Source organism: Moorena sp. SIO3B2, from assembly GCF_010692525.1.
Classification (GTDB): domain Bacteria; phylum Cyanobacteriota; class Cyanobacteriia; order Cyanobacteriales; family Coleofasciculaceae; genus Moorena; species Moorena producens.
The window spans coordinates 1-17,814 of sequence record NZ_JAAHHE010000071.1 but is presented as its reverse complement, the minus strand read 5'-3'; the positions used below and the strand labels follow the sequence as shown (position 1 = coordinate 17,814).

Annotated in this window: 16 protein-coding genes and 1 pseudogene; 8 read left to right on the top strand and 9 right to left on the bottom strand. The window is 42.9% G+C overall.

The window, feature by feature from the left end:
* Position 1: 1 nt before the first annotated feature.
* From F6K38_RS17215 to F6K38_RS17205, 3 genes are all read right to left on the bottom strand, one after another.
* Entirely contained in the window at positions 2-475 is a 474-nt protein-coding gene (locus tag F6K38_RS17215; protein WP_008178324.1) for a hypothetical protein, read from the bottom strand.
* Positions 476-629: 154 nt separating this feature from the next.
* Positions 630-1,265, bottom strand: coding sequence for a precorrin-8X methylmutase (locus F6K38_RS17210; RefSeq protein WP_008178322.1), 636 nt, complete (start codon positions 1,263-1,265; stop codon positions 630-632).
* Positions 1,266-1,328: 63 nt separating this feature from the next.
* Complete coding sequence (locus tag F6K38_RS17205; protein ID WP_287357013.1) at positions 1,329-1,655, bottom strand: hypothetical protein; 327 nt, start codon at positions 1,653-1,655, stop codon at positions 1,329-1,331.
* A 343-nt stretch (positions 1,656-1,998) separates the two neighbouring features.
* Here F6K38_RS17205 and bchB point away from each other — a divergent pair, with 343 nt between their 5' ends.
* From bchB to bchL, 3 genes are all read left to right on the top strand, one after another.
* Positions 1,999-3,525 carry a ferredoxin:protochlorophyllide reductase (ATP-dependent) subunit B gene (bchB, locus tag F6K38_RS17200; protein ID WP_009149518.1) on the top strand — a complete coding sequence of 509 codons (1,527 nt, stop codon included), beginning with the start codon at positions 1,999-2,001 and terminating at the stop codon, positions 3,523-3,525.
* Positions 3,526-3,573: 48 nt separating this feature from the next.
* A complete protein-coding gene (locus F6K38_RS17195; RefSeq protein ID WP_044494474.1) occupies positions 3,574-3,975 on the top strand; it encodes a hypothetical protein in 402 nt (133 codons plus the stop codon).
* Between the two features lie 588 nt (positions 3,976-4,563).
* Complete coding sequence (gene bchL / locus F6K38_RS17190) at positions 4,564-5,427, top strand: ferredoxin:protochlorophyllide reductase (ATP-dependent) iron-sulfur ATP-binding protein (RefSeq protein ID WP_009149517.1); 864 nt, start codon at positions 4,564-4,566, stop codon at positions 5,425-5,427.
* 114 nt (positions 5,428-5,541) lie between these two features.
* On the opposite strand, the gene F6K38_RS17185 is transcribed toward bchL, so the two are convergent.
* Positions 5,542-5,721 carry a hypothetical protein gene (locus tag F6K38_RS17185; RefSeq protein ID WP_131826855.1) on the bottom strand — a complete coding sequence of 60 codons (180 nt, stop codon included), beginning with the start codon at positions 5,719-5,721 and terminating at the stop codon, positions 5,542-5,544.
* Between the two features lie 272 nt (positions 5,722-5,993).
* On the opposite strand from F6K38_RS17185, the gene F6K38_RS17180 reads away from it, so the two are divergent.
* From F6K38_RS17180 to F6K38_RS17165, 4 genes are all read left to right on the top strand, one after another.
* Complete coding sequence (locus F6K38_RS17180) at positions 5,994-7,397, top strand: ferredoxin:protochlorophyllide reductase (ATP-dependent) subunit N (RefSeq protein WP_009149514.1); 1,404 nt, start codon at positions 5,994-5,996, stop codon at positions 7,395-7,397.
* Positions 7,398-7,670: 273 nt separating this feature from the next.
* Positions 7,671-10,214, top strand: a complete 2,544-nt coding sequence (locus F6K38_RS17175) for a calcium-binding protein (protein WP_287357011.1) — start codon at positions 7,671-7,673, stop codon at positions 10,212-10,214.
* Between the two features lie 39 nt (positions 10,215-10,253).
* On the top strand, positions 10,254-10,496 hold the full coding sequence (locus F6K38_RS17170) for a hypothetical protein (protein WP_131826854.1): 243 nt from the start codon (positions 10,254-10,256) through the stop codon (positions 10,494-10,496).
* Positions 10,497-10,502: 6 nt separating this feature from the next.
* Positions 10,503-10,940 carry a hypothetical protein gene (locus tag F6K38_RS17165; RefSeq protein ID WP_009149511.1) on the top strand — a complete coding sequence of 146 codons (438 nt, stop codon included), beginning with the start codon at positions 10,503-10,505 and terminating at the stop codon, positions 10,938-10,940.
* 332 nt (positions 10,941-11,272) lie between these two features.
* On the opposite strand, the gene F6K38_RS17160 is transcribed toward F6K38_RS17165, so the two are convergent.
* From F6K38_RS17160 to F6K38_RS17140, 5 genes are all read right to left on the bottom strand, one after another.
* On the bottom strand, positions 11,273-12,985 hold the full coding sequence (locus F6K38_RS17160; RefSeq protein WP_009149509.1) for a fatty acyl-AMP ligase: 1,713 nt from the start codon (positions 12,983-12,985) through the stop codon (positions 11,273-11,275).
* A 57-nt stretch (positions 12,986-13,042) separates the two neighbouring features.
* Positions 13,043-14,260 (bottom strand): cytochrome P450, encoded by a 1,218-nt coding sequence (locus F6K38_RS17155; protein ID WP_009149507.1) that lies wholly within the window; start codon positions 14,258-14,260, stop codon positions 13,043-13,045.
* A gap of 106 nt (positions 14,261-14,366) precedes the next feature.
* The gene (locus F6K38_RS17150; RefSeq protein ID WP_009149505.1) at positions 14,367-15,245 is read right to left on the bottom strand and encodes an SAM-dependent methyltransferase; all 879 of its coding nucleotides are present in this window, start codon (positions 15,243-15,245) and stop codon (positions 14,367-14,369) included.
* Positions 15,238-15,519 (bottom strand): acyl carrier protein, encoded by a 282-nt coding sequence (locus F6K38_RS17145; RefSeq protein ID WP_009149503.1) that lies wholly within the window; start codon positions 15,517-15,519, stop codon positions 15,238-15,240. The genes F6K38_RS17150 and F6K38_RS17145 overlap by 8 nt, the downstream gene beginning before the upstream one ends.
* A gap of 51 nt (positions 15,520-15,570) precedes the next feature.
* On the bottom strand, positions 15,571-16,518 hold the full coding sequence (locus F6K38_RS17140) for an acyl-CoA desaturase (protein ID WP_009149500.1): 948 nt from the start codon (positions 16,516-16,518) through the stop codon (positions 15,571-15,573).
* An 898-nt stretch (positions 16,519-17,416) separates the two neighbouring features.
* Here F6K38_RS17140 and F6K38_RS17135 point away from each other — a divergent pair.
* Positions 17,417-17,814: pseudogene (locus F6K38_RS17135) on the top strand (kinase); the annotation flags it as partial.

Below are 17,814 nucleotides of genomic sequence, written 5' to 3'. Positions count from 1 at the left end.
ACTAAACCCAGCCAACCACATCTTTGATTTGATAGATCGCTAGCTCCCGGTCAATATGTTTCTTGGCTTTAAGAATCGGACTGTTAGGATTTTTGTACCAGCGCTGGGAGCGGAAACAAAAACCATTGGCTGTTATTACCTCCCAACTATAGCGAGTGCGATCAATCAATAACCAGATTTCATAGGAGTGATAGGTCTGTCGGGGAAATTTAAGAATACCAATTTCTAGCAGAATGCTCATGCGCATCCGCGATCGCTCTATACGTTTGAGTAATTCCAGAAAACACAATGCTGCCCGTTTAGCCGCCTCATGAGTTGGGTAACGGTAGCGATCGCGGGGTTCAAATTTGAAGTCTCGACTACTAAGGCGGAAATGAAACTTGCCTGAAGCATCTTCGACATATATCACACTCCAGGGGGTTTTCGGGTACTTTACACAAAAACCTGGAGCTATTAGTTTAACCGCAGTTGCCATCCTTATCCCTTTGCTAAACCGTTGCTGACAGGATCTTAGCCAAATTTTGATCGATCACCAACAGAGGGTTGCGGTCAATGAGCTTGACCGAAGGTGATTACCGATTACCGATTACCCGTTATTCTCGATTATTCCACAATTGGGCAACGCCCTTTTAGGCGTGTGAGAAGTCAATATCATCCTGGCCATAGGCTTGCCAAGCCAAGTCTACTAAGCCATCAACAATAGCAGCAGCCACTACCGCAGAACCCTTACGACCATCAATCCGAATGTGGGGAATCAAAGAGTCCGTCAACCGAGATTTAGCCACATCCACCTCGACAAATCCCGCAGGTACCCCAATCACCAAGGCTGGTCGAATTTCCTCTGCCTCAATCAACTCCACCAATACTGTTAAAGCTGTCTGAGCTTGACCAATCACAAAAATTCCTTCTGGATAGCGTCTAGCTAAGGTTTGCATCCCCCAGGCTGCCTTAGTCTTTTCTTTTTGAGGACGAGTGAGGGTTTCCATGCTGCAATACACAGGATTAGCAAAGGTATCTTGAATGTGGGGAGTGATCCCTACTTGTACCATTGGCACATCCACTACAATTGTGCTACGAGCAGCTAGAGCTGCTGCTCCTGCTTGTAATGCCCGCTCAGAAAAATGAATCAGAGACTTATACTCAAAGTCGGCTGTGGCATAAATCACCCGCCGCACAATCTCGTATTCCGCTGGTGAAAAGACATGCTCGCCTATTTCACGGTCAATAATTGCCAGACTTTGAGCATCAGTTATATGCCATTCCATGAGGACTCTTCAGACAAACTGGTTGTGATTATTTTGACATTATTATGCTTGCTATAGGGGTTTTCATATTAGGGAACAGGGAATCGGGAACAGGGAATCGGGAATCGGGAATCGGGAATCGGGAATCGGGAATCGGTAACAGGCAATAGGCAAGAGGCAAGAGGCAAGAGGCAAGAGGCAAGAGGAACCCACCCCTAACCCCTCCCAGGAGGGGAAGGCAAGAGGCAAGAGGCAAGAGGCAATAGGCAATAGGCAATAGGCAATAGGGAAAACTGATCTGACTCCCCATCTGGCCATCTCCCCATCTGGCCATCTCCCCCCACTCCCGACTCCCGACTCCCGACTCCCGACGCCCGACTCCCTGTAACTAAAAATTAAGAATAATTGCAATTTGATTCAGATTCTCTTATATCCCTAATCGATATGTTTAGCTTGGCAAGTGGATTTGGGGAATTAGATACCAGGGAAAGAACACTTATCCCTAAGGATAGTTATTACCTCGGAGTTCTGAGAAAATCTAAATCACGCTTGGGTCTTAAGGCTGTTCGCGTAGCGTGGCCAAAGGCCAAGGCTGAAGGCTGAAACCATATTGGTTGCTGAGTAACAAATCCATAAAATTGTTACATTATTGATGATTGATGATTGATGATTGATGCTTAATGCTTGATTATTGATGATTGATGCTTGATGTTTGATACTTGATACTTAATCTTTTAACAAGGGAGAATAGGATATGAAATTGGCTTACTGGATGTATGCAGGTCCTGCCCACATTGGCACACTGCGCGTTGCGAGTTCTTTTAAGAACGTCCATGCTATTATGCATGCCCCCCTAGGGGATGACTACTTCAACGTGATGCGCTCCATGCTAGAGCGAGAGCGGGACTACACTCCGGTAACTGCTAGTATTGTTGACCGGAACGTGCTAGCACGGGGTTCTCAGGAAAAAGTGGTAGACAACATCACCCGCAAAGATCAGGAGGTAAACCCTGATCTGATTGTGCTTACCCCCACCTGCACCTCCAGTATCCTACAAGAAGACCTGGAAAATTTTGTAAACCGGGCTCAGATGGATGCTAAGGCTGATGTGATGTTGGCAGATGTCAACCACTACCGGGTCAATGAATTGCAAGCGGCTGACCGCACCCTAGATCAAATTATTCAGTTCTACCTCAACAAAGCCCGCAAGAAGGGTGAGTTGCCAGAGGGCAAAACCGCAAAGCCCTCGGTTAACATCATTGGTATTTCTACCCTTGGCTTCCACAATCAACACGATTGTACTGAACTCAAGCGGCTGATGGCTGATTTGGGCATTGAGGTTAACGAAGTCATCCCAGAGGGAGCTTCTGTCCACAACCTGAAAAATTTACCTCGGGCTTGGTTTAACCTGTTGCCTTATCGGGAAATTGGCTTGATGAGTGCCCGTTACCTGGAAGAAGAGTTCTCGATGCCCTATGTCGATATTGCTCCTCTGGGTGTGGTGGAAACTGCCCGTTGTATCCGTAAAATTCAGGAAATTGTCAATGGTCAAGGTGCTAATGTCGATTACGAAGAGTACATCAACAACCAAACCCTGTACGTTTCTCAAGCTGCCTGGTTCTCTCGCTCCATCGACTGCCAGAACTTGACGGGTAAGAAGGCTGTGGTTTTCGGAGATAATACCCACGCTGCGGCTATGACTAAGATTCTGGCACGGGAGATGGGTATTCATGTGGTGCTGGCTGGTACCTACTGCAAGTATGATGCGGACTGGTTCAAGGAGCAGGTGAGCGAATACTGTGATGAGATCCTGATCAGTGATGATAATGGTCAGATTGGGGATGCGATCGCACGAATTGAACCTGCTGCGATTTTCGGTACCCAAATGGAACGGCACGTTGGTAAGCGCTTGAATATTCCTTGTGGTGTGATTGCTGCTCCAATTCATATCCAAAACTTCCCCATCGGTTATCGCCCCTTCATGGGTTACGAAGGCACTAACCAAATTGCTGATTTGGTCTACAATTCCTTCACCTTGGGTATGGAAGACCACTTGTTGGAAATCTTTGGTGGTCATGATACCAAGGAAGTGATTACCAAGGGTATCTCTGCTGATTCTGACCTGAACTGGAGTAAGGACGCTAAAGCAGAACTGAATAAGGTGCCTGGTTTTGTTCGCGGTAAAGTGAAGCGCAATACTGAGAAGTTTGCTCGTGAGCGTGGCTTTAGTGAAATCACTCTTGAAGTGATGTATGCCGCTAAGGAAGCTGTAGGGGCTTGAGGTTAATACAGCTTTAACCTGAATCAGGGGAGATGGGGAGATGGCCAGATGGGGAGATGGCCAGATGGGAACCCACCCCTAGGGCGTGTCTTCAAACTCCGAGTACCCCCGTTTCCCTTAAAAAAGGGGGACTTTGAGTATGGCTCCCCCCTTAATAAGGGGGGCTGGGGGGGATCTAATATCTTGCGGAAAACTTTGAAAACACACCCTAACCCCTCCCAGGAGGGGAATATGGGGAGATGGGGAATCAGATCAGTTTTCCCGATTCCCGATTCCCGATTCCCGATTCCCGATTCCCGATTACCGATTACCGATTACCGATTCCCGATTCCCTACTCCCTACCGATTCGATTCCCGATTCCCGATTCCCGATTCCCGATTCTTTGTACCTCTTTCAAATTCTGTGACTCTATCGACGAAGATTGCGGTGATTGCTCCGAAAAAATTTAATTATTATTTACAAAAAACTTCAATAGCAAGACCCGCCTATTGCTTCTGGTGGGTCTTGATGATTTTGCCCAGCCATGCTCTATGGTGAGCAACCTTAACTCTTACAGGATTTACCCATTTTCCCATAAATCCCCCAAACTTAGGGGACTTTTTGAGTAGTACCCCCGCTTAATCCAGGCTGGTGATTTACTATTTTTGTTTATTGTAATACTTTTTCGTAAAAATTTTTATAAAAATAATTATTTAAATATTAAATTTAATAAATAAGATTTAAAGTGCTTTATATAATCGCTTAAGTTTAAAGACGTTGATTTAAACTAATTTAAAGGCTATATCCATAAAAAAGACCATGTATTTTATGGTGCAGTTCGTGAATAATGCAATAAGCGCCGAAAGCCAAGCAATCTACCGCTGGCTTTAGGGTCCCTCGCTGAATCACTGCCTGAGGTGCGACCCAAGGGCGATTTACTCGCCCTAGGAGGCGCGCACCTAAGATAAATCAAGCATAATTGCTGAAATTTGGCTTTCGGCTGGCTTAGGGGCAAAGACAACATAAGAATTTTTATCTGAAACAGGAGATAAGTAAAGGTGAAACTTTCAGTTTATGGAAAAGGTGGTATCGGTAAGTCCACAACTAGCTGTAATATCTCAGTTGCCCTAGCTAAGCGGGGTCGAAAGGTGCTGCAAATTGGCTGTGACCCGAAGCATGACAGCACATTCACTCTGACTGGTTTTCTGATTCCTACCATTATTGATACCCTTCAGGAAAAGGATTACCACTACGAAGATGTCTGGCCTGAAGATGTGATTTACAAGGGTTATGGTGGTGTTCATTGCGTAGAAGCTGGTGGTCCTCCGGCTGGTGCGGGTTGCGGTGGCTATGTGGTTGGTGAAACTGTAAAGCTGCTCAAGGAACTGAATGCTTTTGATGAGTACGATGTGATTCTGTTTGACGTTCTGGGTGATGTAGTCTGTGGTGGTTTTGCTGCTCCCCTGAACTATTCCAACTATTGCATGATTGTGACGGATAACGGTTTCGATGCGTTGTTCGCTGCTAACCGGATTGCTGCTTCTGTTCGTGAAAAAGCTCGCACTCACCCGCTGCGTCTGGCTGGTCTGATTGGCAACCGCACCTCTAAGCGCGACTTGATCGATAAGTATATCGAAGCTGTGCCGATGCCAGTGCTGGAAATTCTGCCACTAATTGAGGACATTCGTGTCTCTCGGGTTAAGGGCAAAACGATTTTTGAAATGGCAGAAACTGACCCTAGCCTGGAACCTGTTTGCCAATACTATCTCAACATTGCTGACCAAATTCTGGCACAGCCTGAGGGGGTTGTACCTCAAGATGCACCTGACCGGGAGTTGTTCTCTTTGCTGTCTGACTTCTACCTCAATCCTCAAACCCCAGCAGTGACTGAGGAAGAAGAATTAGACCTGATGATGGTGTAAGCAAAGGTTAGGAGGTTAGGAGGTTGTTCGCGTAGCGTGGCCAAAGGCCAAGGTTAGCAGGTTGAAAGAAAGGTTGAAGGTTGAAAGTTAGCAAGTTGAAAGAAAGGTTGAAAGTTAGCAGGTTGAAGGTTGAAAGTTAGCAAGTTGAAAGAAAGGTTGAAGGTTAGCAGGTTGAAAGTTAGCAGGTTGAAAGTTAGCAGCTTGAAGGTTAGCAGGTTGAAGGAAAAGTTGAAAGTTAGGAAGTTGTTCGCGTAGGGTGGCCGAAAGGCCAAGGTTGAAAGTTATAACAGTCAACCTTAACCCTTCAACAGTAAACAGTAAACCTGAAAACACTAAGCCTGAAAACCTTCAACAGTCAACCTTCAACCTTCAAGCCTGAAAACCTTCAACCTGCTAACCTTCAACCTAACCTTCAACCTAACCTTCAACCTTCAACCCTTCAACATTCAACCTTCAACATTCAACCTTCAACATTCAACCTTCAACCTTCAACCTTTAAAACCTTCAACCCTTCAACCTTTAAACCCTTAAAACCTTAGAGAGAGACCAGGAGAGGAGAATTTTAAATGACTGTTGCTGAAACCCCTCAAGCCCTAGATTTTGAGTGCGAAACTGGGAATTACCATACCTTTTGTCCGATTAGCTGCGTGGCATGGCTTTACCAAAAGATTGAAGATAGTTTCTTTTTGGTGATTGGTACTAAGACTTGTGGCTATTTCCTCCAAAATGCGATGGGGGTGATGATTTTTGCTGAGCCACGCTATGCTATGGCGGAGTTGGAAGAAGGGGATATTTCCGCTAAGCTCAATGATTACGAGGAACTGAAGCGGTTGTGTTTGCAGATTAAACGCGATCGCAATCCTAGTGTGATTGTCTGGATTGGTACCTGCACTACGGAAATTATCAAGATGGATTTGGAAGGCTTGGCTCCCAAGCTGGAATCTGAGATTGGTATTCCGATTGTGGTGGCTCGTGCTAATGGCTTAGACTATGCTTTCACCCAGGGTGAAGATACGGTCTTGGCGGCGATGGCTCACAAGTGTCCGAAGGAAGCACCCCAGGTGGAAGAGGAGAAACAAGAGCGGAATGCGATCGCAAAACTCCTCAACTTTGGACGCCAGAAAGAAGAGGTGGCTGCGGAAGAGTCAGACTATGCGGATCATCCACCCCTAGTCTTGTTTGGCTCCCTACCTGACCCGGTTGTGACTAACCTCACCCTAGAGTTGAAGAAGCAGGGGATTAAGGTGTCTGGTTGGTTGCCTGCTAAGCGTTATACCGAATTACCAGTAATAGAAGAAGGTTACTATGTTGCTGGGGTTAATCCTTTCCTAAGCCGTACTGCGACTACTCTGATGCGCCGCCGCAAGTGTAAGTTAATTGGCGCACCTTTCCCCATTGGTCCGGATGGCACTCGGGCTTGGATAGAGAAAATGTGTTCTGTGTTTGGTATTGAACCAAAAGGCTTGGCAGAACGGGAAGCTAAAATTTGGGAAAGCTTGGAGGATTATATCCAGCTGTTGCGTGGTAAGTCAGTATTTTTCATGGGGGATAACTTGCTGGAAGTTTCCTTAGCTCGTTTCCTGGTTCGTTGCGGTATGACTTGCCATGAAATCGGTATCCCTTACATGGATAAGCGTTATCAGAAAGCTGAGTTAGCTCTGTTAGAACAGACTTGCCACGAAATGGGTGTACCAACTCCCAAGATTATCGAGAAGCCAGACAATTTCAACCAGATTCAGCGGATTTATGACTTGAAGCCGGATTTGGTGATTACCGGTATGGCTCATGCTAATCCTTTGGAAGCACGAGGGATTAATACTAAGTGGTCCGTTGAGTTTACCTTTGCTCAAATGCACGGCTTTACTAATGCCCGAGATATTCTGGAATTGGCAACCCGTCCGTTACGTCGCAATAACAGTCTCAAGGATTTGGGTTGGGATAAGTTAGTGAAAGAAGAGGCTAAGGTGTAGCGCTTCTTAGTGGAGTAGGGAGTAGGGAGTAGGGAGTCGGGAATCGGGAATCGGGAAGAGGTTTTTTTAAGGTTAAAAATACCTTTTGATTCGGTTTAATTTCTCCTATCTTCCTATCTCCCTATTTCCCTATCTCCCCACCAATAAAACAAATTTTAGCTCGACGCCAGAAACAGCCCTGCCCTTTATTTTTAATTTTTTTTATAAAATAGGACTACATTCATAATATTCAATTGTCAGCATCAATATTCCATTATCGGAGTAGATAAAAAAATGGCAATTATTTTAGGAACCCTCAACGAAGATAATTTAGAAGGTCTCTCTGAAAACGACATCATTCAAGCTTTAGATGGAAACGATATTGTTCGAGGACGGGAAGGCAATGATCTTATCCAGGGAAATCTAGGTAATGATGTAATTTCTGGAGATCAGGGTGATGATGTAATCCAAGGAAATGAAGGGAATGATACACTCTTTGGTGGAGAAGGTGAGGATGTAATTCAAGGTGGCGCTGGGAATGACCGAATTTGGGGTGATAGTGGTAATGATGTCCTCCAAGGCGGTGCTGGGAATGATACTTTCCGAGACAGTGCCGGTGTTAATTATTTTGATGGTGGAGAAGGTCTTGATACCGTTGAATTTCAAGAGCTAATCAACTCTGGTATTAAGCTGAATCTGGTTGAAGGCACTGCTAGTTACACCGATGATCAAAGTCAGGAAGTAACACAAACTTTAATTAGTATTGAAAGAGCAGTAGGTACTAATTTTAATGACGAACTGATCGGTAACGAGGCTGACAACAGTTTCTCCGGTTTAGAGGGTGATGACAAATATGTCGGTGGCGCAGGAAATGACGTTTTCCGAGACAGTGCCGGTGTTAACTATTTTGACGGTGGAGAAGGTCTTGATACCGTTGACTTTCAAAATCTAATCAACTCTGGTATTAAGCTGAATCTGGCTGAAGGCACTGCTAGTTACACCGATGAGCAAGATCAGGAAGTAGCACAAACTTTAATTAGTATCGAAAGAGCCGTAGGTACTAATTTTAATGACGAACTCACTGGTAACGAAGTTGACAACACTTTCTTGGGTTTAGAGGGTGATGACAAATATGTCGGTGGTGCAGGAAATGATACTTTCCAAGACAGTGGCGGTGTTAACTATTTTGACGGTGGAGAAGGTCGTGATACCGTTGACTTTTTCGAGTTTGATTTTGGGGTTCAAGTTAATATCGTCGAGGGTACTGCTATCTCTACCGATAGTAACGATCAAGAAATTATCCAAACCTTAATTAGTATCGAAAACGTACTTGGTACTAATTTTGATGATGAACTGATCGGTAACGGCCAAGGCAACACTTTCTTAGGTTACAACGGTAATGACAAATTTATTGGTGGCGCAGGAAATGACGTTTTCCGAGACAGTGCCGGTGTTAACTATTTTGACGGTGGAGAAGGTCTTGATACCGTTGACTTTCGAAATCTAATCAACTCTGGTATTAAGCTCAATTTGGCTGAAGGCACTGGTAGTTACACCGATGAGCAAGATCAGGAAGTAGCACAAACTTTAATTAGTATCGAAAGGGTATTTGGTACTAATTTTAATGACGAACTCACTGGTAACGAGGTTGACAACACTTTCTTGGGTTTAGAGGGTGATGACAAATATGTCGGTGGTGCAGGAAATGATACTTTCCAAGACAGTGGCGGTGTTAACTATTTTGACGGTGGAGAAGGTCGTGATACCGTTGACTTTTTCGAGTTTGATTTTGGGGTTCAAGTTAATATCGTCGAGGGTACTGCTATCTCTACCGATAGTAACGATCAAGAAATTATCCAAACCTTAATTAGTATCGAAAACGTACTTGGTACTAATTTTGATGATGAACTGATCGGTAACGGCCAAGGCAACACTTTCTTAGGTTACAACGGTAATGACAAATTTATTGGTGGCGCAGGAAATGACGTTTTCCGAGACAGTGCCGGTGTTAACTATTTTGACGGTGGAGAAGGTCTTGATACCGTTGACTTTCGAAATCTAATCAACTCTGGTATTAAGCTCAATTTGGCTGAAGGCACTGGTAGTTACACCGATGAGCAAGATCAGGAAGTAGCACAAACTTTAATTAGTATCGAAAGGGTATTTGGTACTAATTTTAATGACGAACTCACTGGTAACGAGGTTGACAACACTTTCTTGGGTTTAGAGGGTGATGACAAATATGTCGGTGGTGCAGGAAATGATACTTTCCAAGACAGTGGCGGTGTTAACTATTTTGACGGTGGAGAAGGTCGTGATACCGTTGACTTTCAAAATCTAATCAACTCTGGTATTAAGCTCAATTTGGCTGAAGGCACTGGTAGTTACACCGATGAGCAAGATCAGGAAGTAGCACAAACTTTAATTAGTATTGAAAGAGCCGTAGGTACTAATTTTAATGACGAACTGATCGGTAACGGGGAAGACAACATTTTATTGGGTTTAGACGGTGATGACACCATAACTGGCGGTGCTGGAAATGACGTAATCAAAACTGGTGACGGAAACAATACTATTGATTCTGGTTCCGGTGTAGACACCATCGAGCTTGGTAATGGTAACAACACCATTGCCCTTGAAGAAGGTGAAGGACATGACAAAGTGATAAATTTCCAACTGGGGTTAACTCGCTTTGGGGTTAGTGATGCTAGCACCCTTACCTTTGAGCAGTCTAATGGCAGTGTGAATATCATAGCTGCTGATGGTGACCTTCTCGCCAATGTAGAGGGAGTTGAGGTTAGTACCTTTACTGATAATCTCTCCACCATCTTTTTCTAATACCCCTCGCTTCCGGGTGTTGCTTAAAAATCGAATGATTTGAAGAGTTTTCTGGAACGGGCATCTGGCTGTGGAACGGGCATCTTGCCCGTTTCATTTCCAGGCGGGCAGGATGCCCACTCCACTGATATTGATTCTCTGCCTCTAATTCTCTGTTCCCTATTCCCAGATCCGCTGTTCCGGACTTCTGAAAGAAGTCAATTCACCAATTTTCGTCATTCGCATCAAAACTATACTGGTACTCCTGCTCAGCTGCTACCTTGGGATCAGCTGTTAAGGTGAATCTACATGAATGTCTATCAGCGGAAGATTTATGCTTTAATGCATCATAAGCATAAATACAAAGGGAGTAATAGTATCTTCCGCACATTACACTGTTGCAAAGACAATCTAGATCAGCTGCAAAACTGGTGGCAGCAACTAGTAGACCAGCAGGAGCAAAGTCAGGTGCTGCCGAATGCGATCGCTAGTTCCTCTGACCGGGTTAATCTAGGCGCAGCGTTTAACACAAAAAGTGATACTTGTCAAGTTAAGCATCCGATCAGCGGTCAACAGCACCAGATAGACTCTTTTAATCAACAAGAAATACCCAATCTCGGGGATATTGCTAAAGAACGGGATGGGAAAAAAGTGTTTTGGTGGCTCTGGCGGTTCTATCCAGAAATTAGAGCCAAGCAATCTCGTCATGGCTTACTGGTGCCAACTCATAAAATCCGGCGTTGCTGATCTAAAGAATGCTGGCTCTCCTAGACTGATTATAGTAAATGAGTAGTTTAAATGAGCGATTACCCCTGAAATAGCAAGGGATTCAATAAACTAAAAATACATTGTCTTGATCCCAAGCGCGAGTGGGGGGAACCACGGCAGTTGCTCATGGGGGGAACCCCCACAGGTCGGCACTGCCTCCCCAAGACCGCTTAGGTGCGCTTTTATTAAAATTGCATTTTTAAATTACTCAAACCCTTTATTAATAAGGGCTATAGCGATTATTTTATACTAATTTATCATAGCCACTCTAGGAGAGCCAAAAAATCTCCCTTTCTGGTTAAACCATTTCGTTATTCAGCAACGCCAACTTTTTCAATGCTTTCCAATTCTTGCAACAGATATAACAACTTAGTTCGCTGCCTTTGAGTTTTTCCACTAGTGGTTGTGGGAATGCTATTTAACTGTAGCAGTACAGTATCGTGTACCCTCAGTTGGTAATGGTCATAGACAGAAGCCTTAACCGTTTCTTTAATTTGATTGGCATAGTCATGGATTTGCCGCCGAAATTTGTGATTTACTTCACTAACCACCACCAGTTTTTGAGAAACAATACTAGGAACTGAGAATACAGCACAATTGACCTCCTGTAAGGCAGGATGAGAGAGTTTGACTACTTCTTCAATATCTTGGGGATAGTAGTTTTTTCCCTCGATGACAATTAAGTCTTTGAGCCGACCTGTAATATAAAGGTGGTTTTGGGAATCAATAAATCCTAAATCTCCTGTCCGTAAAAATCGCAATCCATCATAAAAAATAAAAGTTTCTTGGTTTTTTTGAGGCTTTTGCCAATAGCCAACCGTAACACTCTCTCCGGCAATCCATACTTCCCCGATATGATGGGAAGGGCATTCCTTTAAGGTTTGCGGATTAATAATGCGCAAGGACAGTTCTGGCATGACCTGACCGTTGCTAACCACTGTACGGACGCTACCTGTCTTTGGAGACGCATCGGCATCTAAAACTTCATCTGTGTGACAAGGAATAGTTAAAGCCGTAGGTTCTTCAGATTTAGAAGCCCCGCTAACGATTAAAGTTGCCTCTGCTAAACCATAACAGGGCAAAAAAGCAGTTTTTTTAAAGCCGTAGGGGGAAAAGGTAGCACTAAACTTTTCGAGGGTATCTAACTTGATATGTTCTGATCCATTATAGGCAACATCCCACGATGAGAGCGATAGCCCTTCTAAGGAATCTGGGTCAATTCTTTTGACACACATCTCGTAAGCAAAATTGGGTCCCCCTGTCGTTGTGATCTTTTTGTCTGAAATTGTTTTCAGCCAAAGTTTTGGTCGTTGAAGAAAAGTCCCTGGAGACATTAAATAACAAGGAAAGCCCACATATAAAGGCTGAAAGACATTGCCAATTAAGCCCATATCATGAAAAAGGGGAACCCAACCTAACCCGATACTGGCACTGCTTTGACCGAAGGTTTGTTGAATCATTTTCTGGTTAGCCATAATATTCCCATGACTTACCATCACACCTTTGGGAAAAGAGGTAGAGCCAGAAGTATATTGCAAAAAAGCAATGTTGTTACCTTGGCGGTCAACGGGAGCAGTTAAAGAGTCTAAAGCGTCTAGGGAGGGGAAAGTCTCGATTTGAGGGGATACTTCCAAATCCTCTTTCTCAAACAAGTCTCGAACCCTTGACTCAGTAATAACTAGACGGGCATCGCAATCCTTAAAAATCCGTTGATAGTGATCACAGTTACGCTTACGGGTGGGAGAACTGAGGGGAACGGGAATACGGTCGAGATATAGACAACTGAAAAATGTAATCACAAATTCAGGACTAGTGGGCAACTGAATCACTATGTGATCTCCCCTGACAGTTTTTTCAGTGAGCCATTGTCCTAACCGTTGGACTGCTTCTAATAAACTGGCATAAGTTAAAGACGCATATTCCCGACCTCGGTTATCAAGAAAATAATAGAGGGTTTGATTTGGTTGATATTCTGCTCCCAAAAGCAGTTTGTCAATCAAATTATTTAACTGGGGAGAAGTCATTGGTTTTTATTCTGAGAGTGAGTTGGACAAATTCTGAATCTCAGTGGATTAACAAAGTCAGGAGTAATGAAAAGTAACAGGTAGATAAGTTAAGGTTCGGGTAATAAATCCCTCCTGATTCCAGCGATAGTCAGAAGAAGTCAATTCGATCTGCTTTACCCTTTGGCGAAGGTAATCAAACAAAAGCTTCCCTTCGAGTCGTGCAATCCCCTGTCCCAAGCAATTATGCATTCCATGGCCAAAGGCAATTTGAGAGGTAGCATCTCGGATAATATTAAAAGCATCAGGATTAGGAAAATGTTCTTCATCTCGGTTAGCAGAGGCAAGACAAAGCAGCATTTTGTCCCCTTTTTTAATCGTCTGGGAGCCAACTTGCAGGTCGCTGATGGCTAAGCGTACCGTTTGTTGTAAAGGTGGGTCGAAACGGAGAATTTCATCAATTGCTTGTTTGCTAGTAGCTTGTCCATCTCGGAGAATTTGCCACTGATCGGGATGCTTGGCAAAGGCTAAAATTCCATTGGTGAGCAATCCCTTAGAGGTTTCATGTCCAGCAACAAAGGTCATGACACAGGCAATTCCTAGCTCACTATCAGAAAGTCTATCTTCTCCAACTCTGGCTTGAATTAATTTGCTGATAATATCTTCTCCTAAATGGTTTTTACGGGAATCAATTACCTCTTGAAAAAGCGTTAAACACAATTGTAAATCTTGCTCAATGCGACGGATACGCATTTTGGTTAACAAACTCGGTTCTAAAATAGACCGAACCCGATGAATATATTGATCGACTGTCTTGATATATTCATTGGGAATACCAAGTATATGAGCAAGGGTATACAGGGGAATTTGATGGGCAATCTCCGCAAAATCAAACTCTTCTGTGCCGATTTTAAGCCCAATAAAATTATCAATTAATTTCTGAATATGACTAGTATAAGCTTGAATCGTACTACTGTTGAAAGCTTGTCCGACTAACCGACGTAAGCGTATATGGTCGGGGGGATCGGTAAAGACAATTGCTTTCTTGCCCAATTCCACTAAACCAGGAATATTACCCACCTTTTGTTGCGTCACATATTGGGGAATGAAACTAACGCTAACAGCATCAGAATCTATCACTTGGATAATATCTTGATATTTAGTGAGTATCCACATATCCAAGGCATGGTGAATCGGCTTGTGTTGGCGCAAGAGGTGATAAGTTGTATAGGGGTCTTCTCGGAAACCGGGGGCAAAGGGATTAAATTTGATGGCAGATTTAGATACAGCAATCATGGTCAAAAAAAAACTCCTTGCGAGTAGTAAGGTATAGCAAATACTAGAAGTCTGTTAAGATAATTTGTACTATGAAAAATACCTTTACAGCCTTCTAGAGAATGCCTTATTTAGCTAAGGATTGCATTTCTAAGCGCAGTAGTAATATTTGTCCGAAATAAAAACCTGCAACAACTAATTTGAGATATTGTTCGTATTTACGATATATTTTTTCTCCAAACCCCTCGATGATTAGGGATTTTTGACGGCGGAGATTATTTAACCACAGGTCACAAGTCTTGCCATATTGAAGGCGATCATTGCGGTAGGTTTTAATCTCAAATAGCCTGTCGGCAGCGATTAAAATTTCACCAGGGCGGGGTAACTCAGAATCAGGGAAAATCTCATTTTGGGTAAACCAATTTTTTTCTTCGGCACTTAACGAACCATATGTGATCGTTTGTAACGATAATTTACCTTTGGGTTTTAGCCACTGTTGACATTGACCAAAAAACTCACGATAAACACTTATTTTTTCCTCTGAGGTAGTCTCTGGTTTGGCAAAATGTTCAAAAGCACCAATTGAGACGATCGCATCGTAAGTAGTCATTGGCTGGTGAACAATCCAGCTTTCCTCGTAGACTTTGATATTGTCTAGTCCTAATGAGCAGATCTGCTCATATTGATTGTGGCTCAAGGTCAATCCCACAGCCTGACGATCAGGATAGCCGTTAACATAACGGCGCATTAAAGCTCCCCAGCCACATCCAATATCTAGTAATCTTTTGCCAGTTGTTGCTCCTGAAGTTTCCAAATGCCAATCAATTTTTTTCTGTTGTGACTGTTCTAGGTTGTCATCCATTGCGGGATTATCCCAAAAACCACAGGAGTAAGTTAGGCTGGAATCTAACCACAAAGAGTAAAATTCATTACTAACATCATAGTGGTGTTGGATAGCAGCAGCATTTCCGCCCCGTGTAGTTAAGCCTTGTACTAAATTAGACACTTTCAGAAACCTCTTGTTCTAAAACTTTCTCCTTTTTGACCATTTCCGCTATATGGATAGAAAGTTCACCAATAGTGTTGAATTCAAAAAACAGAGAAGGACTTAGTTCAAGGGACAACCATTCTTCTAAATCACCAATCAAAAAAACTGCCATCGAAGAATTAAGTCCAAACTGTTCAAATTCCTGTTTTTCATTAATTTCATATGGGTCTAATTCGAGAATTTCGGCTAGATATTTTTTTATCCATTCGCTGATTTGTGATTCAGTTTTCATGATGTCTCCTTAATTTAAAGTTACAACTAATTTTTAAATCTATGAGTTAAGTTATCGAATTTTAATTTTTTCTGAACTTGGAACTTTAACATCCCAAGCCAAATGTAAAGCTTCCATTAACTGAATAAACCAGTATCCTGGATCTAAGCGATACCATTCCAAACCAAAAGAAGCCGAACCAGGAAAAGCATGGTGATTGTTGTGCCACGACTCGCCAAAGGTCAATAGGGCAGCTGCTCCAAAATTGTGGCTATGTTCTTCAGTATCAAAACGACGCATCCCGAAGCAATGCAGGAAAGAATTAATAGACCAGATAGTATGACCTGCCCAAAATATTCTAACAGCACCTCCCCATAAAAATCCTGAGATCGCACCTTCTAGACTCCGATGATACATTCCCCCTAAGAGTGCAGGGATAACTAACCCAAGTATAACCAACACATAATAGTAGCGATCAATCTTGACAACGGTTTTGTTTTTTATTAAATCAGGGGCATAGTGAACAACACTGGGATATTCATGTTTGTACATCCAATTAAAGTGGGAGTGGATTAAACCTTGAAGACGCGCAGGCCAATTACTGCCGTGAAGATTGGGTGAATGAGGATCGCCAAGTTTGTCACTTAGTTCATGGTGGCGGCGATGCAAAATAACCCACGATATGACACCTCCTTGCCCTGCCATTGACCCCCAAATCATTAGCATAATTTGGAGTGCATTATGAGCTTTATAGGAACGGTGGGTAAATAAGCGGTGATAACCAGAGGATATCCCCAAGCCATTGATTAACCAAAAGAGAGCAAATAGGAATATTTCAAACCAGCCAAATGGAAGATATGGAATTGAAAGTAAAGCAATTATTGTTAGTCCAAATGGTAAAATTTGAAAAAAAATAAAATGCTTTCTTTGCAGCCCATGCAAGAAGGGGCTATTAATCGTCTTTTTTCGTTTCGTTGTGTCTATTAAAATCGACTCTACATCTGCTAATTCACTATTCATAATTTTCAATATATATATTTCAGTATAATTGTAATATTTGATTTAACTTAGTCAAGACATTTCGATTGTAGCCGAATAATCAGGGTAAGCGCAAGAATCAATCAGCCAGGGCTTATTGAGAAAAAAACCGCGTCATTCTCAACAAATAAACTCTATTGCGAGTAAAGTTATACGAGATTATAGGGGTTTCGAGCGACGATCAACCGATATCCAGCCAATGCAAATTATGAGTCATTTTTTCTTGCGCTTACCCTGATCTACTTTGGTATAAATTATAACTTAAAAAAATATGATTAAACCAAATTTTATTAAAATTGGAAAAAATCGAGGTAAAAATAAGTACATTTGTTCTACTAAATCCCTGAACTTTCAACGTATTTTGAGCAATAAAGAATAAACCGTTGCGAACGCGCCCCGCGTCGGCGAAGCCGAATTGCCATTAGAATTTTTCAGATTTCTCAAATCACATTCTCAATCATCTCGGGCTTATTAATAATTAAAGCCGCTTATTGACATCTATCCAGCAGATTGCCGTTTTGTAGTACTATCAAATAAATTTGATCTGTAGTTTTTGAGACTATTTTATATGAGTTTACTCTAAAAAAAATGCCTTATTTATTAGGCTGAATAAAAGCTCGTTTTGTAAAGGAAGAAGGAAGCTTCGGAGCAGGGACTGAGGCCGTAGGCCACGCTTTCGCCAAAGCCGACGCTGCGCGAACGCGCCCCGCGTGGCCTACGGCCAAACGCGAACGGAGGAGTGGAAAGAGCCCGTATTAAAAAAAATTGTTAGTTAAATACCAGAAGTTTCCTTATACAGTAAGCTTGATGAGTTTTTTAACTGTAAATTTAGCATAAAAGGTATTGAAGAACCATTATTCGTTATCCCAACATAGGGACGTTGCACAGCACTGACCCAACTGAGATCGAACGGGTTTTGGGAACAGTGCCCGAATTTGCCACTCCCCTCCAAGAAGTGTGCGCTTTGATGGCCAAACTCAAGGGAGAAATCTATGGTGACCCGAATGCCATCGCAACGGATTTACAGTGGCTACAGGACAATGGGCTAATTAACAGCAATGATCACAATCGTGAGCTAATCCTGCCCATAGTACAGAATCCCCATCTACTCACCCATGCCTATTCCGACATAGAACCCTTTCAGCGTCTGATCAAGACAATTCGGTTTATCTTGCATCATCCTTTTTTGCCAAAATCCGGAAATAGTAGCCTCAAAACCTTGACAAATGCCCTCCAAGAAAATGGTGTAATCATTGGCAATGGCATCGATACCCTGCG

Excerpts from the sequence above, each read along its gene's own strand:
- F6K38_RS17215 (WP_008178324.1), bottom strand. The coding sequence starts at position 475 with ATGGCAACTGCGGTTAAACTAATAGCTCCAGGTTTTTGTGTAAAGTAC.
- F6K38_RS17210 (WP_008178322.1), bottom strand. The coding sequence starts at position 1,265 with ATGGAATGGCATATAACTGATGCTCAAAGTCTGGCAATTATTGACCGT.
- bchB (WP_009149518.1), top strand. The coding sequence starts at position 1,999 with ATGAAATTGGCTTACTGGATGTATGCAGGTCCTGCCCACATTGGCACA.
- F6K38_RS17195 (WP_044494474.1), top strand. The coding sequence starts at position 3,574 with ATGGGGAGATGGCCAGATGGGAACCCACCCCTAGGGCGTGTCTTCAAA.
- F6K38_RS17180 (WP_009149514.1), top strand. The coding sequence starts at position 5,994 with ATGACTGTTGCTGAAACCCCTCAAGCCCTAGATTTTGAGTGCGAAACT.
- F6K38_RS17175 (WP_287357011.1), top strand. The coding sequence starts at position 7,671 with ATGGCAATTATTTTAGGAACCCTCAACGAAGATAATTTAGAAGGTCTC.
- F6K38_RS17165 (WP_009149511.1), top strand. The coding sequence starts at position 10,503 with ATGAATGTCTATCAGCGGAAGATTTATGCTTTAATGCATCATAAGCAT.
- F6K38_RS17160 (WP_009149509.1), bottom strand. The coding sequence starts at position 12,985 with ATGACTTCTCCCCAGTTAAATAATTTGATTGACAAACTGCTTTTGGGA.
- F6K38_RS17155 (WP_009149507.1), bottom strand. The coding sequence starts at position 14,260 with ATGATTGCTGTATCTAAATCTGCCATCAAATTTAATCCCTTTGCCCCC.
- F6K38_RS17145 (WP_009149503.1), bottom strand. The coding sequence starts at position 15,519 with ATGAAAACTGAATCACAAATCAGCGAATGGATAAAAAAATATCTAGCC.
- F6K38_RS17140 (WP_009149500.1), bottom strand. The coding sequence starts at position 16,518 with ATGAATAGTGAATTAGCAGATGTAGAGTCGATTTTAATAGACACAACG.